Origin of the sequence: Natrinema sp. CGMCC1.2065 (assembly GCF_051225675.1) — an archaeon.
In the GTDB taxonomy this organism is placed as follows: Archaea; Halobacteriota; Halobacteria; order Halobacteriales; family Natrialbaceae; genus Natrinema; species Natrinema thermotolerans.
On the sequence record NZ_JBPJSJ010000003.1, the window covers coordinates 1 to 25,682 of the forward strand.

General features: G+C 67.1%; 21 protein-coding genes. 10 read left to right on the plus strand and 11 right to left on the minus strand.

All coding sequences use genetic code 11. The features are described 5' to 3' along the window. Positions 1-447 precede the first annotated feature (447 nt). The gene (locus ACSBP4_RS04950; protein ID WP_435551537.1) at positions 448-963 is read left to right on the plus strand and encodes a hypothetical protein; all 516 of its coding nucleotides are present in this window, start codon (positions 448-450) and stop codon (positions 961-963) included. A 108-nt stretch (positions 964-1,071) separates the two neighbouring features. Here the strand turns inward: ACSBP4_RS04950 and argS are convergent, their stop codons facing one another. From argS to ACSBP4_RS04980, 6 genes are all read right to left on the minus strand, one after another. After that, complete coding sequence (gene argS, locus ACSBP4_RS04955) at positions 1,072-2,859, minus strand: arginine--tRNA ligase (protein ID WP_435551538.1); 1,788 nt, start codon at positions 2,857-2,859, stop codon at positions 1,072-1,074. Positions 2,860-3,400: 541 nt separating this feature from the next. Continuing rightward, entirely contained in the window at positions 3,401-3,937 is a 537-nt protein-coding gene (locus ACSBP4_RS04960; RefSeq protein WP_435551539.1) for an NUDIX domain-containing protein, read from the minus strand. A 108-nt stretch (positions 3,938-4,045) separates the two neighbouring features. Then, entirely contained in the window at positions 4,046-5,179 is a 1,134-nt protein-coding gene (locus ACSBP4_RS04965) for a threonine synthase (RefSeq protein WP_435551540.1), read from the minus strand. A gap of 1 nt (position 5,180) precedes the next feature. After that, positions 5,181-6,140: a succinylglutamate desuccinylase/aspartoacylase family protein gene (locus ACSBP4_RS04970; RefSeq protein ID WP_435551541.1), complete on the minus strand. Its 960-nt coding sequence runs from the start codon at positions 6,138-6,140 to the stop codon at positions 5,181-5,183. Between the two features lie 260 nt (positions 6,141-6,400). Then, positions 6,401-7,240, minus strand: a complete 840-nt coding sequence (locus tag ACSBP4_RS04975) for a proline dehydrogenase family protein (RefSeq protein WP_435551542.1) — start codon at positions 7,238-7,240, stop codon at positions 6,401-6,403. Between the two features lie 93 nt (positions 7,241-7,333). Then, positions 7,334-9,631: an amino acid permease gene (locus tag ACSBP4_RS04980; protein WP_435551543.1), complete on the minus strand. Its 2,298-nt coding sequence runs from the start codon at positions 9,629-9,631 to the stop codon at positions 7,334-7,336. A 435-nt stretch (positions 9,632-10,066) separates the two neighbouring features. Here ACSBP4_RS04980 and ACSBP4_RS04985 point away from each other — a divergent pair, with 435 nt between their 5' ends. Continuing rightward, positions 10,067-11,449, plus strand: coding sequence for an aspartate aminotransferase family protein (locus ACSBP4_RS04985; RefSeq protein WP_435551544.1), 1,383 nt, complete (start codon positions 10,067-10,069; stop codon positions 11,447-11,449). A gap of 20 nt (positions 11,450-11,469) precedes the next feature. Further along, positions 11,470-11,859 carry a Rid family detoxifying hydrolase gene (locus ACSBP4_RS04990; protein ID WP_435551545.1) on the plus strand — a complete coding sequence of 130 codons (390 nt, stop codon included), beginning with the start codon at positions 11,470-11,472 and terminating at the stop codon, positions 11,857-11,859. Here ACSBP4_RS04990 and ACSBP4_RS04995 read toward each other — a convergent pair. The 3 genes from ACSBP4_RS04995 to ACSBP4_RS05005 all read right to left on the minus strand — a co-directional run bounded on the left by ACSBP4_RS04995 (position 11,856) and on the right by ACSBP4_RS05005 (position 13,564). Beyond that, positions 11,856-12,308: a DUF4870 domain-containing protein gene (locus ACSBP4_RS04995; RefSeq protein WP_373631841.1), complete on the minus strand. Its 453-nt coding sequence runs from the start codon at positions 12,306-12,308 to the stop codon at positions 11,856-11,858. The two genes, ACSBP4_RS04990 and ACSBP4_RS04995, sit on opposite strands and share 4 nt — an antisense overlap. Before the next feature lie 20 nt (positions 12,309-12,328). Continuing rightward, the gene (locus tag ACSBP4_RS05000; RefSeq protein ID WP_006651173.1) at positions 12,329-12,931 is read right to left on the minus strand and encodes a hypothetical protein; all 603 of its coding nucleotides are present in this window, start codon (positions 12,929-12,931) and stop codon (positions 12,329-12,331) included. A 162-nt stretch (positions 12,932-13,093) separates the two neighbouring features. After that, positions 13,094-13,564, minus strand: a complete 471-nt coding sequence (locus ACSBP4_RS05005; protein WP_233274347.1) for a hypothetical protein — start codon at positions 13,562-13,564, stop codon at positions 13,094-13,096. Between the two features lie 485 nt (positions 13,565-14,049). On the opposite strand from ACSBP4_RS05005, the gene ACSBP4_RS05010 reads away from it, so the two are divergent. Then, complete coding sequence (locus ACSBP4_RS05010) at positions 14,050-15,330, plus strand: amidohydrolase (protein WP_435551546.1); 1,281 nt, start codon at positions 14,050-14,052, stop codon at positions 15,328-15,330. A gap of 72 nt (positions 15,331-15,402) precedes the next feature. On the opposite strand, the gene ACSBP4_RS05015 is transcribed toward ACSBP4_RS05010, so the two are convergent. Beyond that, the gene (locus ACSBP4_RS05015) at positions 15,403-16,314 is read right to left on the minus strand and encodes a DUF7351 domain-containing protein (RefSeq protein ID WP_435551547.1); all 912 of its coding nucleotides are present in this window, start codon (positions 16,312-16,314) and stop codon (positions 15,403-15,405) included. A 171-nt stretch (positions 16,315-16,485) separates the two neighbouring features. Between ACSBP4_RS05015 and ACSBP4_RS05020 the strand changes: the two genes are divergently transcribed. The 4 genes from ACSBP4_RS05020 (at position 16,486) to ACSBP4_RS05035 (ending at position 22,270) form a co-directional block, all read left to right on the plus strand. Then, positions 16,486-17,799, plus strand: a complete 1,314-nt coding sequence (locus ACSBP4_RS05020; RefSeq protein ID WP_435551548.1) for an acyl-CoA thioester hydrolase/BAAT C-terminal domain-containing protein — start codon at positions 16,486-16,488, stop codon at positions 17,797-17,799. A gap of 135 nt (positions 17,800-17,934) precedes the next feature. Next, a complete protein-coding gene (locus ACSBP4_RS05025) occupies positions 17,935-18,582 on the plus strand; it encodes a hypothetical protein (protein ID WP_066304054.1) in 648 nt (215 codons plus the stop codon). Between the two features lie 550 nt (positions 18,583-19,132). Further along, on the plus strand, positions 19,133-20,776 hold the full coding sequence (locus ACSBP4_RS05030; protein ID WP_049966001.1) for a BCCT family transporter: 1,644 nt from the start codon (positions 19,133-19,135) through the stop codon (positions 20,774-20,776). Positions 20,777-20,908: 132 nt separating this feature from the next. After that, positions 20,909-22,270: an aminotransferase class III-fold pyridoxal phosphate-dependent enzyme gene (locus ACSBP4_RS05035; RefSeq protein ID WP_435551549.1), complete on the plus strand. Its 1,362-nt coding sequence runs from the start codon at positions 20,909-20,911 to the stop codon at positions 22,268-22,270. Positions 22,271-22,305: 35 nt separating this feature from the next. Here ACSBP4_RS05035 and ACSBP4_RS05040 read toward each other — a convergent pair whose 3' ends face one another. Further along, positions 22,306-22,851 (minus strand): CDP-2,3-bis-(O-geranylgeranyl)-sn-glycerol synthase, encoded by a 546-nt coding sequence (locus tag ACSBP4_RS05040; protein WP_006651180.1) that lies wholly within the window; start codon positions 22,849-22,851, stop codon positions 22,306-22,308. Between the two features lie 218 nt (positions 22,852-23,069). On the opposite strand from ACSBP4_RS05040, the gene ACSBP4_RS05045 reads away from it, so the two are divergent. Beyond that, positions 23,070-24,251, plus strand: a complete 1,182-nt coding sequence (locus ACSBP4_RS05045) for a M24 family metallopeptidase (protein WP_435551550.1) — start codon at positions 23,070-23,072, stop codon at positions 24,249-24,251. Positions 24,252-24,314: 63 nt separating this feature from the next. After that, entirely contained in the window at positions 24,315-25,622 is a 1,308-nt protein-coding gene (gene gdhB, locus ACSBP4_RS05050; RefSeq protein ID WP_006651182.1) for a glutamate dehydrogenase GdhB, read from the plus strand. Positions 25,623-25,682 lie beyond the last annotated feature (60 nt).

The following is a 25,682-nucleotide window of genomic DNA, read 5'->3' on the forward strand; positions in this document are numbered from 1 at the left end:
GCCGACGCGGCCGCCACCGACGACGCGACGGCCGCGGCGTCCGAGCCCGACGCGGACGCCGACGCCGCGACCGACGAGGCCGACGGGCGGGAAGCCGCACACGACGACGTCTCGAGCGCGATCACCGAAGCCGAGTCCGATCCCTGATCGGCGGTCCGCACGCACGGGTAACCGGTGCCTTCCGCCGGCGACCGGCCGTCGGTATCGGGCCGCGGTTCGGAACGGGCCGATTACCGCCGTTCGTTCTCCTCACGGGGTCCGGGCAGTCAGACGCCACGCTCGGTCGATCTCGAGCCGATATGGCCGACGTTTCGATGACGTTTCGATCTGTTTGTCGGTCCCTTCCCGCGCGGTTTCGACCGTCGGTTCGATCCGGACCAGTCGCCGCTCGTGACTGACCGAGTAACGAACTTATTACTAATCACGACTGTTCCCGATGGGTCGTCCATGGAGCGACGAAAGATCCTCCTCGGCAGTGGCGCTGCGCTCGCAACGGTCCTCGCCGGTTGTTCCAGCGACGAAACCGGCGACGACGAGTCGAACGATGACGACGACGAGTCGCCGTCCGACGGCGGGAACGGCGACAACGGCGAGCCCGACGACGAGAACGAGTCCGACGTCCCCGGGATGGACACGGACGCGATGAAACTCGACAGCGAGAAGGTGTCGATCAAGGACGTCAACAAGGACGGCGACGAGGTCGACGTCGTCGCGACGACGACCACCACCGACCCCGACGTACTGCGTGCGGAACTCCAGTCGATCGGGGAGACGCTCGCGGCGTCGATCACCGACCCCGAGGCGTTCGCGGCCGAAGTCAACAGCGTCACCTGGGTCCTCGAGCAGGACGGTGCGATGGTGATGTCGTTCTACGTCGACGTCCAGTGGGCGATCAAGTACATCAACGACGAGATCGACGAGGACGAACTCGCCGACCTCGTGTTCGGTACCACCGACGGGTAAGCGCGGTCGTCCGTGTGGACGGCGTCGTTCTTTCGGTCACACTCCGACCAGCCGCGGGACCGACCCGACGACCGGCACCGTTGCGACCGCCCCGCAGACCCCGGCCGCTTACATCGACCGCGGCGCGGCCACGCCCAGGATCGACAGGGCGTTCGCGACCGTGTGTTTCGAGGCGGCGACCAGCGCGAGTCGGGCCTCGCGAACGTCAGGATCGACGTCGTCGGCCAGCACCGGACACTCCCGATAGAAGCCGTTGAACCGATCGGCGAACTCGCGGGTGTAGGTCGCGATCTGGTGGGGCTCGAGGTCGTCGCCGGCCTCGTCGACGACCGCCGGGAACCGCGCGATCGTCTCCAGCAGGTCGCGCTCGGCGTCGGTCGCGAGCAGGTCGGCCTCGAGTGCCTCGAGTTCGACGTCCTGGTCCGCGAGGTCGGCCTCGGGGTCGAGGCCGGCCTCTTCGAGGATCCCACAACAACGGGCGTGGACGTACTGGACGTACGGCGCGGATTGTGCCTCGAAGTCGAGCGCGCGGTCCCACTCGAAGGTGATCGCCTTCGTCGGCTGTTTCGAGACGATGTCGTAGCGGACGGCGCCGATCCCGACCTGATGGGCGATGCGCTCGATGTCGTCGTCGTCGAGTTCGTCGTCGCGGATGCGGTCGTCCAGCCGGTCTTCGACCTCGTCGCGGGCCCGGTCGATCGCCTCGTCCAGCAGGTCGTCCAGATCGACGCCGGTCCCGCGACGGGTACTCATCTTCCCCTCGGGGAGGTTGACGTAGGAGTACAGCACCTGCCGGAGGCCGTCGGTATCGTTGCCAAGCAACTCGAGCGTCGTCCGGAGCTGTCGGGCCTGGAGCTTGTGGTCCTCGCCCAGCACCGTCACGGCCCGGTCGTACTCGTCGAACTTCCACTCGTGGTGGGCCAGGTCCCGCGTGGCATAGAGGGAGGTGCCGTCCGAGCGCAGGAAGACCAGGTTCTTGTCGATGCCGTGGTCCTCGAGTTCGAGCTGCCAGGCCTCTTCTTCGTAGACCGACTCATCGAGGTCTTTGAGCCGCGAGACGAGGTCGTCGGTGTCGCCGTTGCGCATGAAGCGGGTCTCCTTGACGAACTCGTCGAACTCGGCCGGTAGGCGCTCGAGACACTCGGTCATCCCGCCAAGCACCTGATCGACGACCTCGCTGACGCGCTCGTAGGCCTCGTCGTCGCCCGCCTCTAAGCCCTGCATGATCGACTCGATCTCGGCCTCGGCCGCTTCGACCTCTTCCTCGGGGGCGTTCTCCAGGAAGGCGTTGCCCTTCCGGTAGTAGCGCACGAGGTCGTACTCTTTCCGGTCGCGCTCGGGCTCGCTCTCTAAGTCCGCCTCGTCGAAGGTCTCGTAGGCCCACGTGAAGACGGCCATCTGCCGGCCGGCGTCGTTGACGTAGTAGTGGCGGTCGACGTCGTAGCCGGCGTACTCGAGCAGGTTGGCGACCGCGTCGCCGATGATCGGGTTCCGCGCGCGGCCGACGTGGACCGGCCCCGTCGGGTTCGCGCTCGTGTGTTCGACGACGACGCTCGCGTCGCGGTCGGGCAGGTGGCCGTAGCCCTCGTCGGTCGCCTCGGCCAGCGTCTCCGCGAAGTAGGCGTCGCTGGGCAGGAAGTTGAGATAGGGGCCCTGCGTCCGGACCGCGGCGACGTAGGTCAGCTCGTCGGCGTCGATCTCGTCGGCGACCTGGCCGGCGACCTGCGGCGGCGGCGCGCCCGCTTCGCTAGCGAGTCGAAAGGCGACGCTCGAGGCCAGCACGCTCGCGACGTCGTCCGGCGGTTCTTCGATCCCGAGATCGTCCGTCGGGAAGTCGAGCGCGGCGAGCGCCCCCTCGAGGGCGTCCTCGACTTCCGCGCGTAGGGCAAGGAACATACCCGCCCGTATTCAGGGCCGGAGTAAAGGGATGTCGGGTTTCGACTCGCGGGCGGAGCCGGGACGACTCGAGTACGATGACCCGGATAGCGTCCGCTAGATTCACCCGTGGAAAGGGGACAGCGTATCACTCCATGCGGCAGCCGATATACGGTGGCGCGCGCTGGCGGCCGCCTGAGTGCTACCGAAGGCGGTCGGTGACATCGTGCGAGGGATGAGTGAGCGACTGTGAGGAGCGAACGAATCGGCTGGGGAGGGCGTGGTTCTCATCGTTGCCACGATAGCAGGGCGCACCTCTCTGGTAACTCACAGCAGGAACGGAACAGTGTTTTCTGATAGATTCGGAAGCAAAGCGTCCTGCTATCGTGGCAACAGGGAATCGCCACGCCCTCCCCAGCCGATTCACTCACGCCTGTCGGCGTTCGCTCATCCCTCGCACGGCGTTATCGACTGCTCTCGGTATCCCTCGAGCAGTCGCCAGCGCGCGCCACCGCAACCGGATGCGGAGGCCGTGTACTCGATACGCCACTGCACTCGTCCGTCACTCGAGGCCGCGAGCGGCCTCCCGGAACCGCTCCTCGTGGACCGGTCGAAACGTCTCGTCGGAGGCGTCGAACGCGGCGGGGGTCCAGAACCGGGCGTCCGTCGCGTCGCTGCCCGCGACCGGCTCGCCCTCGGCGTCGGCGCGGTCGGCCACGTAGTGGACCGTCACGACGTGTTTGCCCGTTCGGGGCGGCATCGCCGACGCGGCCAGGATCTCGAGGTCGTCCGGATCGACGGCGACGCCGGTCTCCTCCTCGAGTTCGCGGGCGGCCGCTTCCGGGGGTTCCTCGCCGGTCTCCATGTGGCCGCCGGGGATCGTCCACTCGCCGACGCCCGGCGGGACGCCGCGCTCGACGCAGAGGACGGCCGGGTCCGGCCCGGAGCGGTCGACGACGGCGACGCCGGCACAGGGGACCGGGTTGTGCCAGACGATGGCCTCGCAGTCCGGACAGCGCTTTCGCTCGCGGTCGTCGGCGCTCGTCCGCTCGAGGCGGGTGCCACAGTCGGGACAGAACGTCGGGGGTCGGCTGACCATCTATCGACGGTTCGATATTCAGTCCTCATACGGTTTGCTGTAACGATTTACCGGTGCGACCGCAGGCCGCGTCGCGGTCGCACCGGAAATGACGTACAGCAGACCGTATCAAAGGGTCTTCAATCCACTGCCGGTCAGCGGGACGACGACGTCGTCCCCGTCGTCGATGACGCCGTTTTCGCGGTACTGCTCGAGGGCCGCCGCGGCGACCGCACAGGTGGGTTCGACGTAGAACCCGTTGCGGTGGAGCCGGTCGAGCGCGGTCTCGATCGGGTCCCCGCCGAGGGCGATGGCGTCGCCGTCGGTTTCCTCGATCGCCTCGAGGATCTCGGTGCCGCGTGCGGGTTCGCTGATCCGAATGCCGTCGGCGATGGTCGTCCCATCGCCGTCGGCGTCGGTGGTGTCGCCGCCGATCGCGGCGACGATGGGGGCGTAGCCGGCCGCCTGCGCGCCCAGCAGCCGCGGCATCCCGTCGACGATGCCGGCCTCGTTCAGCAGGGAGAAGCCCCGATACGCGCCCAAAAAGAGCGTCCCGTGACCGATCGGGAGGACGACGGCGTCGGGGACGGTCCAGCCCTGCTGGGCGGCCACCTCGAACGCGAAGGTCATCGTCCCGGCGTAGAAGGCGGGGTTCCAGGCGTGGCTGGCGTACCAGCCGTCGCCGGTCTGGTAGGGGGCGTCGCGCTCCTCGTCGCCCTCGACGGCCCTGTGACAGGCCGCGGTGACGTCTTCTCGAGAGCCCTCGATCCGAACCGGGCGGGCGTCGGCCCGCTGGATCGTCATCAGCTTCGACTGCTTGACGTCGGCGGGGACGTAGATGTCCGCGTCCAGCCCCGCCCGCGCGGCGTAGGTCGCGATCGACGCGCCGGCGTTGCCCGAGGAGTCCTCGATGACCTTCTCGACGCCGAGTTCGACCGCCCGCGAGAGCGTCGTCGTCGCGCCGCGGTCCTTGAACGATCCCGTGGGGAAGACGTACTCGAGTTTGAACTGCGCGTCCCAGTCGGGCGCGTCGACCAGCGGCGTAAAGCCCTCGTAGAAGGTGACGTGCTGTTCGATCGGGAGGAACTCGAAGAAGGTCCACAGCCCCTCGGTCGTGTCGAGGTTGTGCAGCGGGAGCGGATCGCCCTGCGGATGCGGTCGCTCGTCGAACTCCAGCGCGTGGCCACAGCCACAGCGCCAGGGCTCGTCCGGTCCGGCCTCGTAGACGGTCCCGCAGTCGGGGCAGGTGAGATCGGCCGCCATATCAGTACTCGTCGATGTCGGTTCCGACCGAGCAGACGTACTCGCCGGTCGCGACCTGCGGGAGCCGTCTGGCCCGCCAGAGGATGCCTTCGCTGTCGGCGGTCACCTCCGCTTTCGGCTCGCCGAAGGGGGTCGTCACCTCGAACAGCGTCTCGCCGGGGCGGACGCGGTCCCCGAGGTCTTTCGTTCGGGTCACGAGCCCGCCGGCCGGGGCCCCGTACTGCTCGAACCCCTTCGCTCGCGTCTGGGTCTCGAGCGGCTCCCCCTCCTCGAGGAAGTTGTAGTACCGGAGGACGTTGAACACGCCCGAGACGCCCTTCCGGATGCTCTCCTCGTCCCAGCCGACCGCGCCGCCGAGTTCGGGGTCGACGGTCGGGATCCCCTCGTCGGGGGCCGCGCGGGCCAGTTGGCCGTCCGGCCCCTTCTGGTCGAGGACGTAGCCGCAGCCGAAGGCCTTCGCCAGCTCGAGACACTGATCGTGGAGCCGGTGGCGCTTGCCGCAGCGGACCCGGACCTCGTCTACCATCCGGCTGGTCGACCCCTGGTGGAGATCGAGGATCAGGTCGGCCCGGGAGGCGGTCTCGAAGGTCGCGGCCGCGATCCGTTCGGTCGAGGTGCCGCCCTCGTTGCCCGGATAGGCCCTGTTCATCTTCGTGTCGTCGATCGGGTTGCGGTGTTCGGCCACCTGGAACGCGTGGTAGTTGACGATCCCCACGATCAGGATCGTCCCCGAGAGTTCGGCGGGGTCCAGTCGCGGCACGACCCGCTGGACGACGCCGACGCCGTTGAGTTCGTCGCCGTCGCTCGCCGCCTGCATGTAGAGGGTCTTCCCCGGCTTCGCGCCGTTGACCACGGCCACGGGCAGTCCGAACGGACTGCCATCCCGCGTCTCGCCGACCTCGAGACGGCCCGTATCGATCTCGCCGGGCCCCGCGCTCGCCGTACCGAGCGTCGTCGTCATATGTCCCTCACGATGAACCCGTTCGCCTTTATACTATCCTTTGATCTCGAGCGGTGGGAGCAGCGACGGGGCGTGCGGCCGAGCCGCTTGCCGGTTTCACGGAAACGAGACGGGGCGATCGCCCCGCCGCTCGGCGAGCCGCGGCCGACCGTGATTTGCACTCGAGGTGGGCCGTAGTTCGCGCTCGAGGTCGGCAGTGGCCCGCACTCGAGACCGCCCGGGGCTCGAGTGACCGAGCGATGGCCGTGTGTCGGTCCCGGTCAGCTACTGAGAACGGCCCGAAGCGCGAACCGGAGGTTTTCCCGCCGTTCGGCGACCCGACGATAGAAGTACGACAGCCAGCGGTCGCCGTAGGGAACGTACTGATAGACGTCGTACTCCGCGGCCAACTCGTACTGGGCGTCCTCGCGGACACCCATGAGCATCTGGATCTCGAAGTCCGTGCCGTAGCGCTCGTGTAACGCCGTCGCGTGTTCGATCATCGCCGGATCGTGGCTGCCCACCGCGATCCCGCCGTCGCGGCGCTCGAACGCCGCCTCGAGCAGGGTCCGATACTCCTGATCCACGCGCGTGGAATCGGTGTAGGCCACGTCGCTCGGCGGATCGTAGGCCCCCTTGACCAGCCGGACCTTGCCCGGGACGTCGGCGAGTCGCCTGAGGTCGGCCCGGGTCCGGCGGAGGTTCGCCTGCAGGCAGACGCCGACCCCGCCCCCGTCCCGTTCGCGGGCGACCGCCTCGAAGGCGTCCAGGGTCGCGTCGGTCGTCGTGTGGTCCTCCATGTCGATCCAGACGAAGACGTCCCGCTCGGCCGCGGCGGCGACGATCTCCGCCAGCTCCCGCCGGAACACCGACTCGTCGATCTCGAGGCCCAACTGGGAGGGCTTGACCGAGATGCAGGCCCCGAGCCTCGAACCGGCGATGTCGGCGACGAGCCGCCGGTACTCGGCGGCGTCGGCGGCGGCCGCTTCGCGCTCGTCGTAGTGTTCGCCGAGCAGGTTGACGATGCCGCCGACGCCGCGGTCGTTCAGTCGCCGGACGTGTGCGAGCGCTTCGGCCGGGGACTCTCCCGCGACGAACCGGTTCGCGATCGGCGGGATCATAGCCCCTACTGGGGGCGCGACCGACAAGAGGATTCCTCCGTTTCGCGAGTCGTGACGGGCGGTGGCAGCGTCGCGTCGACGTCCCGGACGCCGTCACTCCTCCTCGCGACCCAGCAACCGTTCGCGCATGGACCGCTCGCGGGCGCGTTCGGCCATCAAAACCGAACACTCGATGTCCTCGAGGACGTCCAGTACCAGCGAGCCCCGGACGATCCGCGAGAGCAGGCCCTTGCCGGTCGCGCCGATGACGACCAGCGTCGCGTCGGAGGCGGCCTCGGCGATGGCCGTTTCGACGTCGCCGTCCTCGAGACGCAACTCGGCGTCGGCGAGGTCGTTCTCGGCGGCCCACTCCTCGAGGAACTGTTCGCCCTCCTCGCGGGACTGGTCGTCCGAGAGGACGTGCAACAGCGTCACCTCGGAACCGAACTCCTCGCGGAGCAGCCGGACGACGTCGGCACTGAGTTCCGAGTCGGGGCCGCCAGCGGTCGGCACGAGGATGCGGGAGGGATCGAAGCCCCGCTCTTTCAGCACGAGGAAGTCACAGGGGAGGTCGTGGGTCAGTTCGTCGATGCGCGACTCGGCGCGGCCGTGGGCGGTCGGCCCCCAGCCCATGACGACCTGGTCGGCCTCGAAGGCGCGGGCGGCGTCGAAGACCTCCTCGAACGAGCGATGCGAGAGGACGGTGTGGGTCTCGACGGGCGTGCCGAACGTCTCGGCGTCGGTCCGGGCCTGCTCGAGCAGTTTCTTGGACTCGGCGTCGAGGCGGTCGTTCTCCTCGGCGCGTGCCAGCGGCGTCTGGTCCGGCACCTGGACGATGTGGACCGCGTGGACGGTGCCGCCGCGTTGCTTCGCGATGGCGCCTGCGAGCGTGATGAGTTCCTTCTCGGTCCGGGGGTTGGCCAGCGGGACCATCACGCGGAAGTCGTCGCCGGTCGCGCTCGCGTCGGCCGCCTTGACGGCGTCGGGGCGAACGGTGTCGGCCGCGGCGACCGCGGCGTCGGGCATCTCCTCGGAGCGGTCGAGGATCCAGCCGGCGAAGACGCCGGCGCTCTCGACCCGCTGGCGGGCGTAGAACAGGTACCACGCGCCCGCGAAGACGACCAATGCGGCCGACAGCAGGATCACGAACGGCTCGATGTAGGCGATCAGGGCGAACGACGAGATCGTCCCGACGATCGGGACGATCGGATACAGCGGCACCTCGAAGTCCGGATCGTAGTCGGCCGGTTCGGCCTCCCGCATGACGATCAGTGCGATGTTCAGGAGGCCGTAGACGATCAGGTGCAACACCGAGCCGGCCGTCGAGAGGATCTCGAGGTTACCGAAGAGGAGGAAGACGATGATGAGCGAGCCGGTGATCAGGATCGACTTGTACGGCGTGCCGAAGCGGGGATGGATCTCGTTGACCGACGGCGAGATGATCTTCTCCCGGCCCATCGCGAAGTTGATCCGCGACGAGGAGAGGATCGAGGCGTTCGCGCTCGAGGCCGTCGCGAGGAGCCCGCCGAGCAAGAGCAGCCCCCAGCCGAGCGTTCCCAGGCCGAACCCGAAGACGCCGTACTGACCGAACAGCAGTTCGGCGGCCTCGACGACGGCGGTGTCGTTGTTCGCCACGAGGTCGTTCGGGACCGCCGCGAGCAGGACCAGCAGGAAGAGCGCGTAGACGACGGTCACGATGACGACCGAGCCGATGACTGCCAGCGGGAGGTTCCGCCCCGGATCTTTGATCTCCTCGGCGACGGAGGTGATCTGGACGAAGCCGAGATAGGAGACGAAGACGATAGCGGTCACCGGCAGCACCTCGCCGGGCGTCCCCTCCGGGGCGAGCGGCCGCAGCGACTCGAGGTCGGCGTTCAGCAGGCCGACGATCGTGAAGACGCCCAGAATGGCGAGCAGCGTGAGGACGATCCCGATCTGGAGGCCGCCGGTCTCCTTCGCGCCCATGTAGTTGACGGCGATAAACAGCGCCGCGCCGATCAGGCCGATCGTCTGGGCGGCCGAGATCGTGACGGGCCCCAACCCGATCGCCGGCGCGCCCACGAGCTGGTTGACGTACTCGCCGAACCCGTACATGTAGAACGCGGAGGCGAAGGCGAGTCCGAGCCAGTTGGCCCAGCCGCTGATCGAGCCAAAGAGCGGGCCGAGGGCGCGGTTGATGTAGAAGTACGCGCCGCCGGACTTCGGCATCGCCGTCCCCAGTTCGGAGGCCGACAGCGCCGTGAACAGCGCGGTGACGCCGCCGATGACGAAGGTAAGCGCCGCGAGCGGGCCCGCTCGAGCCACCGCGGTGCCCGGCAATACGAAGATACCGGCTCCGATCATCGTCCCGATCCCGATCGCGATCGCCGAGAGCAGCCCGAGGTCCTTCGCGAGTTCCTCGTCGGCGCTCATACGGGGCCACCCCCGCCGCCCTCGGCCGGTCCGAGGACGCGACCCGACGCCGCGTCGACGACGCCGACAGAGCGCGGTCCTTCGCGCTCGTCGGTCCGTTTCGACCGGTGTCTACGTCGCTTGGTCGCGTTCGATACCGACCGTCTCGACGGACCGCGCGCTCGCGTTCGGACGTTCATCGCCCGGAGTTGTGTCGGAACCGATGATAAACTCCCTGATTACGGTAAGTGACTGCGAACGGCTCTCGTGGGCCGACTTCTCGCGGTCCGTCGCGGCGATCGACCGCCGTCGGTCGATCGCGACGCGGGGACGGCGTCGCGGTGTGATCTCGTCGCATCTCGAGTCGCCGAACTCCGGCCTGTGTTCAGTATCTGTATACAGTCTGCATGAATATCGTGGACAAGTTATTTGTAATCGGTTCCCTTGCCACTACGTATGACGGCAGGACCGCCGATAGACGAACTCCACTTCGCGGACGCACCGACCGTCGACGACGTTCCCGGCCCGAACACGCGGGCCTTGCTCGAGAAACAGCGCGAGATCGACAGCAGCGCGGTCGCGTATCCCGACGACATCCCGATCGCCTTCGAGGAGGGGAAGGGGGCGACGGTTCGGGACGCCGACGGCAACACCTACATCGACCTCTTCGCGGGGATCGGCGTCCTCAACGTGGGCCACTCGAACCCGTACGTCCTCGAGGCGGTCCACGAACAGGCCGACAAGTTCGTCCACACGGTCGACTTCCCGACCGAGGCGCGCCTCGAACTGATCGAGAAACTCGACGAGATCGCTCCCGACGGCCTGCAGGGCCAGAACAAGGTCGTCTTCGGCGGCCCGACCGGCAGCGACGCCGTCGAGGCCACGATCAAACTGTCGAAGTACAACACCGGCGGCGACGGCCTCATCGCGTTCCGCGGCGCCTACCACGGCGCGACGACCGGCGCGATGAGCGTCACCTCGAACAAGAAGTTCAAGGGGGACTACACGCCCCTGCTCGCCGACGTCGTCCACGCGCCGTACCCCCATCCGTTCCGACAGGACAAGGCGCCCCAGGAAGCGGTCGACCACGCCCTCGAGGAGGTCCAGGCGATCGTCGAGGACCCCTACGGCGGCCTCGCGAACCCCGCGGGGATCATCGTCGAGCCCATCCAGGGCGAGGGCGGGATCGTCACGCCCCCGGAAGGGTTCCTGCAGGGGCTGCGCGACATCGCCGACGACAACGACGTGACGCTGGTCTTCGACGAGATCCAGAGCGGGCTCGGCCGCACCGGCCAGTGGTGGGCCAGCGACTGGGAGGGGGTCACCCCCGACGCGATGACGAGCGCGAAGGCGCTGGGCGGCGTCGGCTTCCCGCTCTCGGCGACGATGTACCACGAGGACCTCGATACCTGGGGCCCGGGCGACCACGCCGGCACCTACCGGGGTCACGTCGTCGGCATGCGCGCCGGCACCCGCGCCATCGAGTACATTCAGGACCACGACCTGCTCGCACACGCCCGCGACCTCGGCGAGTACATCCGGGGACGGCTCCGCGAGGCCGGCGACGGGAACGCCCGCCTCGCCGACGTCCGCGGCAAGGGGCTGTTCATCGGTGCCGAGTTCGTCGACGCGGACGGGAAGCCCGACGGCGACCTCGTCGACGCGATTCAGCAGTACTGTTTCGAGCGGGGCGTCCTCGTCTGGACGGCCGGCCGCCACGGCAACGTCCTTCGGTTCCTGCCGCCGCTTGTGCTGACCCACGATCTGGCAGAAACCGCACTGGACGTCGTCGTCGAGGCGATCGAAGCGGTCACCGCCGAGGCGACACGAACCGCCTGATTCGAGCCCCGACGATCCACATGTCCGACATCGATCCCATCGAAACCGACGACGCGCCGAGCAACGACAACCCCTACTCGCAGGGGGTCCGCGCCGGCGACACGCTGTACGTCTCCGGCTACGGCCCCGTCGATCCCGGGACGGGCGCGGTCGTCGACGGCGACATCGAGGCGCAAACGAATCGGGTCCTCGATAACATCGCGGCCGTCGTCGACGAAGCCGGCGGCGACGGTCTCGCCGACGTGATCAAAGTTACGGTCTACCTGACCGATCTCGAGGACTACGAGCGGGTCAACGCGGCCTACGGCGCCCGGTTCGGCGAGGAGCCGCCCGCGCGGGTCTGCGTCGAGGTCTCGCGGCTGCCCGATGACGTTCGCGTCGAACTGGACGCGACCGCGTACGTGGGTTAACTCGGTTGGTCACCGTCCGCGTCGGCACCGACGAACGCCGGCGCGAAGGGGTATTCCCAGGCCTCGCCGAAGATCGCCTTCGCCATCGCGACGATCCAGACGAAGACGCTGAGAGCGCCGAGGGCGATCGCGAGGACCGTCAGGGCGAAGACCGGCAGAAAGACGACCGTCTCGAGGAGGTCCGGTACCGGGGCGTACTCGAACAGCGCGTCCAGCCCGAACACGAGGACGACGGTCCCGATGAACGAGCCACTGACCAGCAGATGCCAGTTGAGCGCGTTCCGGGCGTTGGCGCGGGTAAAGTCGTGGGTCGATACCAGATAGATCACGGCGGTGGCGACGATGCCGACGAGTGGCAGTATCGCGATGAAGTGGACGAAAATGCCCAGTAGCGTCCGCTCCGTGAGGATCGACGGGCCGGGTTCGGTCGTTGCGGTTGGTTGTGACATGTGTTCTGTCGTATGTGCTATTATTTGGGGTTCGATCGATCAGCCGTCGGCACCGAAGCGGCGATTCCGCCGTCGCGGCGCTTACGAACGGCGCGTTCGGCGACGAGCAATACTAGACAGGCGACGAAGAGGTTCCCGGCGGCCACCCAGAGCCCGTGACTGGCACTGACCGGCGCGTCGATCGACAGGGCGGTCAGCACGACGCCGGCGCTGAAAAGCACCAGACTCAACTGGAAGCCCGCGAGGACCAGCGTTCTGATCCCCGCGGGGTTCCGAAGTCGGAGGAAATCCCCGGCAGACAGCGTCTCGAGCGGTGTCTCGTACTCGAGGGCGCGCTTTCCCTCGGGCGAGAGCGGCCACTGCGACTCGGGGTGGTTGATGTAGTACAGCGTGATCGTCTCGGGGTAGGTCTCCGCGGCGACGACATCGATCTCGCGGAGTTCGTCGAGCCGGTTCCGAACCGTCTCCGTGCTGACGGTCGGTCGCACGCGGGACTGGAGCTGTCGGATCGAGAAGAACGGTCGATCCGACTCGAGCATCACCTCGACGACGTGTCGTTGCGTGAGTTTCTTTTCGAACGTTGGATCGATGCGGTCCTCGATCCACGTCGGGAGGGTCGTCATGGGTAGTCCCGGCATCGGTCGGGTTCGAAGTAAACCCCGGGGCGGATTTGCTGGCTCCCAAACGCGACTCCGCCCCCACCAAGGACCGGACGGTGAATGGAAAGGAGTAGTTGAACGGACGTGCAGTCGTGTGATTTCGACCGGTTCCGGACACGCCTCGGCTCAGGACCGACCGCGGCGCTCGCGAACCCGCGTGGCGGCCAGTTCGGCGAACCGGAGGGCGACACAGACCGCGAGCAGGTTCCACGCAGCGGTCCACAGGCCGTGGCCGCCGTGGAACGGTGCCGCGAGCCCGACGACGGACAGCGCGAGCCCCAGCACGAAACACACCAGACTGAGCTGGTAGCCCGCGAGGACGATCGTCCTGATCCCCTCGGGGTTCCGCAGTAACAGGACGTCCCGCGCCGAGAGCCGATCGAGCGGGTTCACTGACGGCAGGGGCCCCGTTGCGGCCGAGCGCCCGGTTCCATCGGGAAAATCGACGTAGTACAGCGTCGTCGACGACGGGTACGTCTCGGCGGCGACGACCCCGCGGTCGCGGAGTTCCGCGAGCCGTTCCCGGACGGTCGCCTCGCTCGCGTCCGGTCCGATCCGGTCTCGAAGCTCCGGTACCGAGAAAGAACGGTTGCTCACCGTCCAGCATCGCCGCGACGACCCGTCGCTGGGCGAGCGCGCGGTTCGGGTCCGATTCGATCCGCTCGTCGATCCACGGTGGGAGGGCGGGCATGCGAACCGTCGCTATCGATCGCCCGCCTGATAAACACCCGACCGTATTTGATCGCCGCCGACCGCCCCTCGAGCGATGCCGTGTCGGTCTCGATCTACCGTCCAGATCGTTCGGGGAGTCGTTCGGCGGTTGGTGGCCGCCAAAATCGCGCCCGGTTTTACGTCCGTCCCCTGCCGAGGGTCGCATGCGGGGGTTTTGACCCGCCCGTCGGCCCTCCACGCGCCCCCTCGATCGACCGCCAGCGACCGGCCCGCGTTGCCGGATCGTGTCGCCCCTTCGTTTCGCAGTCGGTCGAGGGGACGGCTTCCCTGCGATTCTACATCGATCGTGGAGAAATAGTATACGATTATTGACTACGGTTAAGTATCCGCCGCGCATACAACCGGCAAGAATGTCCTACGAGGTGCGAAACAGAGTGCGGGATCTCCGGCGGGCGTTTCACCGCCACCCCGAGCCCGGCTGGCGCGAGTTCCGGACGACGGCCCGGGTCGTCGAGGAACTCGAGCGGATCGGGGTCGACGAGATCGCCGTCGGCCGCGAGGCGCTGGCGACCGACGAGCGGATGGCGGTGCCGCCCGAGTCGGAACTCGAACCGTGGCGCGAGCGCGCCCGCGAGGCCGGGGTTCGATCGGACCTCCTCGAGCGGACCGCCGACGGACACACGGGGGTCGTCGCGACGCTCGAGCAAGGCGAGGGGCCCTGTCTGGGGCTGCGGGTCGACCTCGACGCGATCTCGATGCGGGAATCAACGGCCGACGACCACCGGCCGGCCGCCGAGGGGTTCCGGTCGGAACACGACGGCTACATGCACGCCTGCGGCCACGACGCCCACCTCGCGATGGCGCTTGGGGCGCTCGAGACGGTCAAAGCAAGCGAGTTCGAAGGCACGTTCAAGGTGTTCTTCCAGCCGGCCGAGGAGATCTCCGGTGGGGGGAAGGCGATGGCCGAGAGCGGGCACCTCGACGACGTCGACTACCTGCTGGCGTTGCACGTCGGGCTGGATCATCCCACCGGCGAGATCGTCGCCGGCATCGAGAAGCCGCTGGCGATGGCCCACCTCACCGCGACCTTCGAGGGGGCAAGCGCCCACGCGGGGAAGGCCCCGAACGAGGGGGCAAACGCCATGCAGGCGGCCGCGACCGCCATCCAGAACGCCTACGGCATCCCCCGCCACAGCGACGGGCTGACCCGGGTCAACGTCGGCCGGATCGAGGGCGGGACCGCGAGCAACGTCATCGCCGAGGAGGTCACCATCGAGGCGGAGGTCCGCGGCGAGACGACCGCCCTGATGGAGTACACGCGCACCGAACTCGAGCGGGTCTGCTACGCCGCCGCGGAGATGCACGATTGCGACGTGACGCCGCGGATGATCAGCGAGTCCCCGCGCGTCGACAGCCACCCCGCCCTGCGGGACCTCGTGGGCAACGTCGCGTGGGACGTCGACGGCGTCGAGCGGGTGATCCCGACCGAGGAGTTCGGCGTGAGCGAGGACGTGACCTATCTCATGCAGCGGGTGCAGGACAACGGCGGCTTCGCCTCCTACGTCCTGATCGGGACCGACCACCCGACCAGCCACCACACGCCGACGTTCGACGTCGACGAGGAGAGCCTCGCGATCGGCGTCTCGGTACTGGCCGAGACCGCGGTCGAACTCTCAAAGCGGCCGGTTTGAGCGACGGCTCGCGACGCGGAACCCCGTCGACGAGACGGCGGCGCCGGACCGATCGTCTGCCATCGCGACCGGTCACCGGTCCTCGGTCGCCAACGTGCGTCGGTACGTCCGGGTCTCGAGCGCGTCGTCGAGTTCGATCTCGAGCCGGTCGCCGTCGACCTCGAACCGAACCAGCACGCCGTCCCCGAGCGGTTCGCTCTCGCAGCGCCACGCGGTCGACCCGTACTCCAGTTCGGGCGTCCGGTAGTCGATACCGTGGTCGTGCAGGAACGCGATGGTGGGTGCTCGCGTCAGCGCGTAGTAGAACGCTGGCACCCGGAACGAGACGCCGCACCGCCGACAGCGCATCCCGACTATCACCATCGTCGCGGTCTCACATCCGAGCGTTTCCAGTCGGGTCTCCGACTCCGGACTGTGAGCGGCGATAGCGGCTTCCTCGAACCGTCCCGCACAGTGCGGACAGACGTCCCAGGAGACGGACTCGAGGTACCACAACGCCCGCCGGTTGGCCCACGCGAACAGTTCGTCCGGGTCGCGGCCTCGGGGCGAGTTGAACGAGAGCGTCATGTCGAATAGAACGCCGTGATCCGGACACGACACGGTGATGACGCCGGTATCGACCGCGGCCTCGAGGCGCTTCCCGTCGGCCGGACACGTCCACTCGAGCGGTCCCGAGACCGCCTCGTGACCGGCCGAGAACGTCCCAGCGTAGATTTCGTCCACGACGCGCGACCCGGCCGTCGTCAGCCAGTACTGCCCGTCCTCGCTGCGAACGAACTGATCGCGGAGCTCGTTGACGTGATAGTTGAACCGACCGCCGTCCTCGATGCCCACCGCCGATCGGAGGTCACTGTAACTCATTCCCCGGTGGTCCCAATTCGGCCGACGCGTCTCCGCGAGCGCCAACAGTATTCGAATCCGTAACGGGTTCGACAGCGCGGAGAGGTTCTCCGCGATCGTCTCCGGATCCACGTCTCCGCCCATACGCTGCCATCGCGAGCGCCCCATATTGACCTGTTGTTCGCTAGCTATCATCGTCAGGCGTCCGCCGAAGTGACAAACAATCTACTAAAATACTCTTCTCGAAGATCGCTTACCAAAATGTAGTTCTCCAAACATCTATTTGGTGGACGCCGGTACACTGTCCCGGAACGCATGACTGGAGAAACCGAACGTGACGACGCGGCGCCACCCCCGAGCGAACGGGGCGATGCGAACGGGGAAGTCGCAACGGAAGTCGGGTTCGAGGGTCCGGCCGTGGTTTCGGTTGACGAGCCGATCGACCTCGCGATCACGGACGTTTCCGTCGAAACCGTCGACATCCGAGTTTCGTTGACGGATCGGCGCGGCCGCGATTGGGAAGCGGACGCGACCTACGACGTGTCGGGGGACACACTCGACCTTGACGCTGCGACGTCGACGGACAGTGAGGTCACGGGTGGCGTGACCGAACTCGTCCAGCGATCGACACCGGTGGCGGGTTCGGACCCGTTCGAACCCGAGCGCGACGGCGACGATCTGACTGTCCGTGTCGAACGCGACGGAGCGGCGCTCGGTTCGACGACCATAGAACGCAGGTTCGGGGGCGGGGACGTCACGTCCGAATCGGTCGACGGCGAGTCGTTCGTCGGCAGGATCTACGAGCCTCCGGGAAGCGATCCGAAACCGGGGGTGGTCGTGCTCCACGGATCGGACGGTCAATCCGCCGACGGGATCGCACAGTTGCTGGCATCGCACGGGTTCACCGCGCTCGCCGTGCAGTACTTCGACTGGCGGGGCGAGTACGAGCGCCTCCCGGCGGAACTCGTGGGGGTGCCGCTCGAGTTCGTCGCGGCCGCCGTCGAGCGGGTACTCGACCGGGACGGCGTTCGCGGCCCCGACGTGGGGCTTTTCGGGACGTCGAAAGGCGGTGAACTCGCGCTCCTCGCCGGGAGTCGACTCGAGTCGGTGGGACCCGTCGTCTCGGTCAACGGCAGCGGCGTCGTCTGGGCGGGCATCTCTCGGCGGGAGTTTCCGCCGGGACCGTCGTGGACGGTCGACGGCGAGCCGGTTCCGTACCTCCCGTACACGGACGACCGCTCGGTCTGGGACGTACAGCCACCGATGGAGATGGAACCCGGCTACTCGCAGTCGCTCGAGGACGCCGACGACGAGACGATCGCCGCGGCGACGATCCCCGTCGAGTCGATCACGGGGCCGGTCCTCCTCGTCTCCGGCGGTGCGGACCGGATGTGGGACTCCGAGGAGCTCCACCGTATCGCGGCCGAGCGACTCGAGTGCCACGATTGCGACTACGAGCAGCTGGTGTATCCGGACGCGGGACACGCGATCACCGTCCCGTATCTACCGACGGAAAACCGCGAGCGAACGGCGCAGTTTGTCATGGGCGGTTCGGCGGCCGGCTACGCCGAGGCGGACGGCGACCACTGGCCGCGCGTCCTCGAGACCCTCGAGACGCTGCGGACGTGACCCGTCGGCTCCTCTCCCCATACACGGACGGCCCGTTCGGGCGTGAATTCGTCCCCTCGAGCGACGAAGCTATTCGGCATCCATCACGTTCTCCGCAACGGAAATATTAATTCGCGGGCCCACCGTGTGTCACGTATGAGCCAGGACGACGTGCCGGAGTCGCTGCGGACGGCGGCGGACTCGGATCGCCCGCGCGGGATTCTCACGCCCTCCGACCGCGACTTCCTGCTCGGCCGGAAGACCGACTACACCGACCACTCCAAGAAACAGAAGCGAAACCGCATTCGGCGGCGGGTGCGCAACGCGGTTCTCGATTTCAGCATTCTCTTCGAGTACATGGAGGAACGCGACCGGGAGACGGTCTTCGACCCCGACGACGACGAACGCGACGCCTACACGCAGGGGATCACGGACATGCTCGCGTTCCTCCATCTCGGGACGATGGGGTATCACACGCCGTTCAAGGACATGCTCTCGGAGGGGGTCGGCAAGGCCGAACAGCGCTTGGCGGGCTCGAACTATCGGATGGTCAACGTCGAGTTCAACGTCGATCCGGTCGGCCAGATCGACGTCGACGAGGTCGTCGACAAACTGGAAAACGAGGAGTTCGCCCAGCTCACCGACGAGGAACTCCGGGCGTTCGTCCGCCTGCTGACGATGTCCGACGACTTTTCGCCGACGGAAACGCGGGCGGAGATCAAAGACCGGGTCGACGAGTTCGCCGATCGAGTGACCGAAAGCACCGAGGCCCGCGAGCGAGCCGTCGAGGAGCTGACGGACTGAGACGGACCGCTGTCCGTCAGTTCCGGTGCAACCGCCGGACGGGCGCGGTTGCGCCGGGAAATCGTTACGACAGACCGTATGAGACGCCGTCATCGAATTCCGTTTTCGGCACGCAGTCGTCCGGCGCTCGGCTCGAGTCGGCAGTGATCGCGGGGCCGACACGGCCGCCCTCTCACTGAACGGATCGACCCCGTCCGCAAGGCAGTACGCCCGGCGGACGCCGTCGTCTCGGCCGTCACCGTCCTCCGTTCGCGAACACGCTTTCTGATCGGGTCGTTAGTTCGCTATCTTCTCCCTCGATCTTCTGTAGAGTTGAGATCGACACTTCAATAAGCAAAAATCAGACGAATGTCTAACTATACGGGCGATTCAATCGATTTCACTGGCGAAGTATTGGATAAACGCAATTCGTTTATTATCTCTGCGAGTGAGAAACACTTATTGTATACGGCGTCAATGGTCGCGGTATGCCATTGCGCAGCATGGTGAACGGTCGGTGGAGAACGGGGCAACCAACGTGCCATCGCGCGATCCACAGGGGTGAGGTCGGATGAGCGACGCGGATCAGGGGATGGTCGACGAGTTCCTCGAGGAGATCGATCCGATCGTCTTCGCGTTCGGGGCGTTGCTGACCGCCGGCGTGATCGTGGCGTTCTTCATCAACCAGAGTGCTGTCACGGAGACGATCAACACCGTGTACGGCTGGGTCGTCGAGCACCTGAACTGGGCGCTGTTGGTGATCGTGTTCTTGATCGTCCTCTTCCTGCTGTTCCTGATCGTCGGGCCGTGGGGGCGGATCAAGATGGGGGACTCGGATCCGGAGTACAGCTTCCTGTCGTACTTCGCGATGTTGTACTCCGCCGGGTTCGCGGCAGGGGTCGTCTTCTGGGGACCGACCGAAGCGCTGTTCTACTACAATAACCCGTCGCCGCTGTTCGGCGTCGAGGGCGGGACGAGCGAGGCGATCCCGATCGCGATTCAGCAGACGCTGTTCCACTGGGCGCTGCCCCAGCTGGCTGTCTTCACGATCATGGGACTCGCTATTTCCTACTTCGCGTACAATTACGATGACGTCCCGCTCCGGGTCTCGTCGGCGCTGACGCCGATAATCGGGAAGGAGAACCTCGACGGCCCGGCCGCGAAGGTCGTCGACATCCTCGCCGTCTTCGCGACGATCGGCGGCGTGGCCACCTCGCTCGGCTTCATCGGCAGCCAGTTCATCGCCGGACTCAATTACCAGTGGGGGATCGACCTCGGGAACGTCGGCATCCTCCTCGTGGTGACCACGATGACGCTCCTGTTTACCATCTCGATGGTGCTGGGCGTCGACAGGGGCATCCGCCGGCTGTCGAACTTCAACATGATCCTGTTCGTCATCCTCATGGCCGCGACGTTCATTCTGGGCCCGACGCTGTTCCTGCTCCTGCTGGGCTCGCAGGCCATGGGCGGCATGATCGCCGACTTCACGTCCATGAGCCTCTACACGGGAACCGGCTCCGACGGTGGGACGACATGGATGAACTCGTGGACCGTCTTCTACTGGGCGTGGGCGCTCTCGTGGTCTCCGTTCGCCGGCCTGTTCATCGCCCGCATCTCCAAGGGCCGGACCGTCCGCGAAGTCGCCTTCACCGGCATCGGCGCGACCTCGGCCGCGACCATCCCGTGGTTCACGTTCGTCGGCGGCACCGCGCTGCGATACCACCACAACGGAACGGCCGACTTCAGCACCGTGATCGCCAACGGGACGCCGGAGGTGTCGGGCTTCATCCTCTTCGACGCCTTCCCGCTCGGGACGGTGTTCATGATCGCCTTCATGATCCTCGTGACGACGTTCTTCATCACGTCGGCGGACTCCTCGACGCTCGCCGTCTCGATGATGACGACCGGTGGCAAAGCGAGGCCGTCCACCATTAATCGGGTCTTCTGGGGCGTCGTCCTCGGCATGACCGCGGCGATCCTCATGATCATCGGCGGCGAGGGCGGAACGAGCGCGCTCCAGAACGCGGTCATCATCACCGGTGCACCGTTCGCGTTCGTCTGTTTCGCCGCGATGCTCTCGCTGATCAAGGACTTCGGCTCGAGCCACGGTCGCGTCCTCCTGCAGGACGAGACCGTCCTGATCGGCTCGAGTCAGCAGCCCGACGCCGACTCGCCGTCCGGCCCCGCCGGCACCGTCGAAACGGACGATGACTGACCGCGTCGACGCCGCCGCGGCCGGCCCGCGGCTATCACCGGCCGTCATGCTGTCCGCTTTTTCGCCGTCGCGACCACACACCCTCGCCAATCTATAACAAGTTTTAATGTACGAGGTACACATAAACTGTGTATGGATAGGGACACGGCGGAACCCGATGCGGACGCGCTTCCCGGGCCGAACGCCCAGCAGTGGGTCGACTTCCATCAGGAGTACTCCGCGCCCAGCGAATACTCCCACGAGTTCGTCTGGGACGTGACCCGCGAGGCCGACGGGCCCTTCGTCACGGACGTCGACGGCAACGTCCTGCTCGATTTCACCTGTCACATCGGCGCGGCACCGCTGGGCTACAACAACGAGAAGGTCCTCGAGAAAGTCCGCGAGTTCGACCTCGTCGAACCGATGAAGATCGCGGGCCAGGACATGTACTTCGGCTCCGGGCCCAGTCCCGACGAGGCCGAGTTCCCCGGCTCGAGTCACCTCATGCAGAAACTGACCGAGGTCTCGAGCCAGTACGGCATGGACACGGTCTTCCTCTCGAACTCCGGCGCGGAGGCCATGGAGAACGCGATGAAGATCACCAACGACTACCGCGCGCCGGCCAAATACGGCGTCGCGTTTTCGGGGAGCTTCCACGGCCGTACCCTCGGCACGCTCTCGCTGACGAAGTCCAAGGACGTCTACACGCGCCATTACCCCGAGATCAGCGGGATCGAGACGGTACCGTTCTGCGCCGACCGGGGTTGTGACGCCGACAGCTGCGACTGCGGGTTCTTCGCCGGCGGCGGCTCGCAGCTCCGCAATATGCTCGCGCCCGAGGGCGGCCACGTCGACCCCGACGAGATCGCCTTCCTCACGCTCGAGCCGATCCAGGGCGTCGGCGGCTACCGCTTCCCCAGCGAGGCGTTCATGGAGGAAGTGGCCGCCGTCACCGACGAGTACGACATTCCACTGGTCGTCGACGAGATCCAGGCCGGCGTGGGCCGGACCGGCGAGATCTGGGCCTCCGATCACTACCCGATCGAACCCGATGTCATCGCCAGCGCGAAGGCCTTGCGCGTCGGCGCGACGATCTCCCGGTCGGAGGTCTTCCCCAGTCAGAAGAACCGGCTGGGCTCGACCTTCGGCGGCGGCGACCTGCTCGGCTCGATGATGGGTGCGTTCACGCTCGAGGCCATCGAGGACCACGACCTGCTCGATAACGCCACCCGACGGGGCGAACAGGCGACGGAACTCCTCCGGGACGACGCGCCCGACCACGTCGAGGACGTCCGCGGGAAGGGGCTGATGCTCGCCGTCGAGTTCGACACCCCCGAACGCCGCAACGCCGTCGTCGAGTCGGCCCTCGAGCGCGGGCTGCTCACGCTCGGCTGCGGGAAGAAGACGATCCGGCTGCTGCCGCCGCTGGACTCGACCGAACGCGAGATCGAACTCGGCATCGACATCTTCTGCGAGGCGATCGAGGCCGTCGGTCCGAGCGCGACGGTCGCGTAAAAACCGGCGTCGTCCGTCGCCCTACTGCGACTCGATTACCACGGTTCGTTCTTTAATTCGAGTTTGTACGCGGCCATGTTCGTCGTCACGTGCAGGATCGGGGTGAGGACGACGACGACGAGGATGACCTCGAGCGTGAACCACTCGCGGAACCACTCGAAGTCGAGCAGCGCCACGAGCGGCAGCGAGACGACGACGAAGTCGAGCTGGTCGAGGCCGGGGAACATCGCGCCGCGCTGGCGGCCCGTCCGGCGTTTGAGAAAGGAGGCGAGGATGTCACCGAGCATCGCGCCGCCGGCGAGACCGAGCGCCGCGAGCGGGGTAAAGGCCGGCACGTCGAAGCCGAGGGCGCTACTGACATCGCCCGCGATGACCGTCAAGACGGCCGCGAGCGCGAGGCCCGCCGCGACGCCCATCGCCGTCCCGCGCCAGGTCTTCCCGTCGCCGAGTACCCGCTTGTCACCCCAGGTCCGGCCGCCGTCGATCGGTTGACCGCCGCCGGCCAACACCGCGGCGTTGTTGGGGACGTACGCGGGCAACATCGCCCAGAACGCGATCACGAGCGTCTCGAGTACTGCCATATCGGCCGGAAGGAGCCGACGTGTCTTAACGGCCGGTGGTTCGATCGGACGGGCCGACCGGTTCGAGACGGCTGCCTCGCCCTCGAGCCGGCTGTGGCCGACGGTCCGGTCCGTCGCTGCCCGCCCGACCCGCCCCATAGTAAACAGTATCTGTATCTACTATACACGAAAAGATTTTATTACTACTTGCCGATGCTCTTCGTAGAGGTCCTGTTACCATGCCACGAGAGCATATTTTCGACGAGGCCGAATACGAGCGACGGGTCGAACGGACCAAAGAGCGGTTGCGCGAGGAGGATCTCGACGCCATCGTCGTCGCCGATCCGGCGAACATGAACTACCTGACCGGCTACGACGGCTGGTCGTTCTACGTCCATCAGGCCGTCGTCGTCACGCCCGACCGCGACGAACCGGTCTGGATCGGCCGCGACATGGACGGTGGCGGCGCGCGGGCGACGACCCACCTCGGCGACGACAGCATCCGCGCCTACAGCGACGATCACGTCCACTCCCCCCACGACCTCCACCCGATGGACTACGTCGCGGGCGTCTTGGAGGAACTCGAGGTCGCGGACGGCCGGATCGGCCTCGAGATGGACGCGGCCTACTTCACCGCGAAGTCCTACACCCGACTGCAGGAAAACCTCCCCGAGGCCGAGTTCGAGGACGCGACGCTTCTCGTGGGATGGGTCCGGATCAAGAAATCGGAGCAGGAACTCGAGTACATGCGCGAGGCCGCCCGCATCTCCGAGAACGCGATGCGGGCGGGGCTGGACGTCATCGAGGAGGGGGTTCCGGAGTACGAGGCCGCGGCCGCGATCTACGAACAACTCATTACCGGCACCGAGGAGTACGGCGGTGACTACCCCTCGATCGTCCCGCTGATGCCCTCGGGCGACCACACCGGGACGCCGCATCTGACCTGGACCGACCGCGAGTTCGAGGACGGCGATCCGGTCATCATCGAACTCTCCGGTTGCCGCCATCGGTATCACTCCCCACTGGCTCGAACGACGTTCGTCGGCGACCCGCCCACGGAACTCCAGGAGACCGCCGACATCGTCGTCGAAGGGATCGAGGCCGCGCTCGACACCGTCGAACCCGGCGTCACCTGCGAGGCGGTCGAGAAGGCCTGGCGCGAGACCATCGCCCAGTACGGCCTCGAGAAGGAGGACCGGATCGGCTACTCGATGGGGCTGGGCTACCCGCCGGACTGGGGCGAACACACCGCGAGCATCCGTCCCGGCGACGAGACCGTCCTCGAGGAGGACATGACCTTCCACATGATTCCCGGCATCTGGACCGACGAGATCGGGATGGAGATCAGCGAGACGTTCCGCGTCACGAGTACGGGCGCGGAGACACTGGCCGACTTCCCACGGGAGTTATTCACGACGTAACGCGATCCACACCGACCATGGAACGCCAACCATACTACTGTCTTCGATACGACTAGCAGACTGATGACTACCTCATCACCCGCGACGGAAAACGAATCAACGGACGAACCCGCCTCGGCGCTTGTCACCGCGCGCCGCCAGCTCGAGCGGGCCGCGACCCACGTCGACGTCGACCCCGGCGTCGTCGAGCGACTGAAACACCCGACACGGGTCCAGCAGGTATCGGTCCCCTTAGAGCGCGATGACGGGACCGTCGAGGTCTTTACCGGCTACCGAGCCCAGCACGACGACGTCCGCGGCCCCTACAAGGGCGGCCTGCGCTACCACCCCGAGGTCAGCGCGGAGGAGTGTACCGGGCTCTCGATGTGGATGACCTGGAAGTGCGCGGTGATGGACCTGCCCTTCGGCGGCGGGAAAGGCGGAATCGCCGTCGATCCCAAGTCCTTGACCGACGACGAGACCGAGCGGCTCACCCGCCGGTTCGCCGAGGAACTGCGCGACGCCGTCGGGCCGACGAAGGACGTGCCCGCCCCCGACATGGGGACCGACGCCCAGACGATGGCCTGGTTCATGGACGCCTACTCGATGCAACAGGGCGAGACCATCCCCGGCGTCGTCACCGGGAAACCGCCGGTTATCGGCGGCTCCTACGGCCGCGAGGAGGCTCCCGGCCGCTCGACTGCCATCGCCGCTCGCGAGGCGATCCAGTACTACGACCGGGAGGCCTCCGAGACCACGGTCGCCGTGCAGGGCTTCGGCAGCGTCGGTGCCAACGCCGCCCGCCTGCTCCACGAGTGGGGCGCGTCGATCGTCGCCGTCTCCGACGTCAACAGCGCGGTCTACGACCCCGACGGGCTCGACGTCGAGGCGATCCCCTCCCACCACGAGGAACCCGAAGCGGTCACCAGCTTCGCGAACGACCTCGAGGGCGACGATAGCGTCCGTCGGCTCACGAACGAGGAACTGCTCGAACTCGACGTCGACGTCCTGATCCCGGCCGCGGTCGGCAACGTCATCACCGCCGACAACGCCGACGCGATCGCCGCGGACATCGTCGTCGAAGGGGCCAACGGCCCGACGACGTTCGCGGCCGACACCATCCTCGAGGAGCGGGACGTGCCGGTGATCCCTGACATCCTCGCGAACGCCGGCGGCGTCACCGTCTCCTACTTCGAGTGGCTCCAGGACATCAACCGCCGCCAGTGGTCCCTCGAACGGGTCAACGAGGAACTCGAGGACCACATGCTCGAGGCCTGGACCGATGTCCGCGACGTAGTCGACGCCGAGGGGCTGACGTGGCGCGACGCCGCCTACGTGGTCGCGCTGTCCCGGATCGCCGAAGCGAAGGAGACGCGCGGCCTCTGGCCGTAGTCGGCCTCGGCCGCCAGCGGCAGCTCGAATCGGTTGCCGCCCGGCTGAGCGCGGTCGTGA

Excerpts from the sequence above, each read along its gene's own strand:
- ACSBP4_RS04950 (WP_435551537.1), top strand. The coding sequence starts at position 448 with ATGGAGCGACGAAAGATCCTCCTCGGCAGTGGCGCTGCGCTCGCAACG.
- argS (WP_435551538.1), bottom strand. The coding sequence starts at position 2,859 with ATGTTCCTTGCCCTACGCGCGGAAGTCGAGGACGCCCTCGAGGGGGCG.
- ACSBP4_RS04960 (WP_435551539.1), bottom strand. The coding sequence starts at position 3,937 with ATGGTCAGCCGACCCCCGACGTTCTGTCCCGACTGTGGCACCCGCCTC.
- ACSBP4_RS04965 (WP_435551540.1), bottom strand. The coding sequence starts at position 5,179 with ATGGCGGCCGATCTCACCTGCCCCGACTGCGGGACCGTCTACGAGGCC.
- ACSBP4_RS04970 (WP_435551541.1), bottom strand. The coding sequence starts at position 6,140 with ATGACGACGACGCTCGGTACGGCGAGCGCGGGGCCCGGCGAGATCGAT.
- ACSBP4_RS04975 (WP_435551542.1), bottom strand. The coding sequence starts at position 7,240 with ATGATCCCGCCGATCGCGAACCGGTTCGTCGCGGGAGAGTCCCCGGCC.
- ACSBP4_RS04980 (WP_435551543.1), bottom strand. The coding sequence starts at position 9,631 with ATGAGCGCCGACGAGGAACTCGCGAAGGACCTCGGGCTGCTCTCGGCG.
- ACSBP4_RS04985 (WP_435551544.1), top strand. The coding sequence starts at position 10,067 with ATGACGGCAGGACCGCCGATAGACGAACTCCACTTCGCGGACGCACCG.
- ACSBP4_RS04990 (WP_435551545.1), top strand. The coding sequence starts at position 11,470 with ATGTCCGACATCGATCCCATCGAAACCGACGACGCGCCGAGCAACGAC.
- ACSBP4_RS04995 (WP_373631841.1), bottom strand. The coding sequence starts at position 12,308 with ATGTCACAACCAACCGCAACGACCGAACCCGGCCCGTCGATCCTCACG.
- ACSBP4_RS05000 (WP_006651173.1), bottom strand. The coding sequence starts at position 12,931 with ATGACGACCCTCCCGACGTGGATCGAGGACCGCATCGATCCAACGTTC.
- ACSBP4_RS05010 (WP_435551546.1), top strand. The coding sequence starts at position 14,050 with ATGTCCTACGAGGTGCGAAACAGAGTGCGGGATCTCCGGCGGGCGTTT.
- ACSBP4_RS05015 (WP_435551547.1), bottom strand. The coding sequence starts at position 16,314 with ATGGGCGGAGACGTGGATCCGGAGACGATCGCGGAGAACCTCTCCGCG.
- ACSBP4_RS05020 (WP_435551548.1), top strand. The coding sequence starts at position 16,486 with ATGACTGGAGAAACCGAACGTGACGACGCGGCGCCACCCCCGAGCGAA.
- ACSBP4_RS05025 (WP_066304054.1), top strand. The coding sequence starts at position 17,935 with ATGAGCCAGGACGACGTGCCGGAGTCGCTGCGGACGGCGGCGGACTCG.
- ACSBP4_RS05030 (WP_049966001.1), top strand. The coding sequence starts at position 19,133 with ATGAGCGACGCGGATCAGGGGATGGTCGACGAGTTCCTCGAGGAGATC.
- ACSBP4_RS05035 (WP_435551549.1), top strand. The coding sequence starts at position 20,909 with ATGGATAGGGACACGGCGGAACCCGATGCGGACGCGCTTCCCGGGCCG.
- ACSBP4_RS05040 (WP_006651180.1), bottom strand. The coding sequence starts at position 22,851 with ATGGCAGTACTCGAGACGCTCGTGATCGCGTTCTGGGCGATGTTGCCC.
- ACSBP4_RS05045 (WP_435551550.1), top strand. The coding sequence starts at position 23,070 with ATGCCACGAGAGCATATTTTCGACGAGGCCGAATACGAGCGACGGGTC.
- gdhB (WP_006651182.1), top strand. The coding sequence starts at position 24,315 with ATGACTACCTCATCACCCGCGACGGAAAACGAATCAACGGACGAACCC.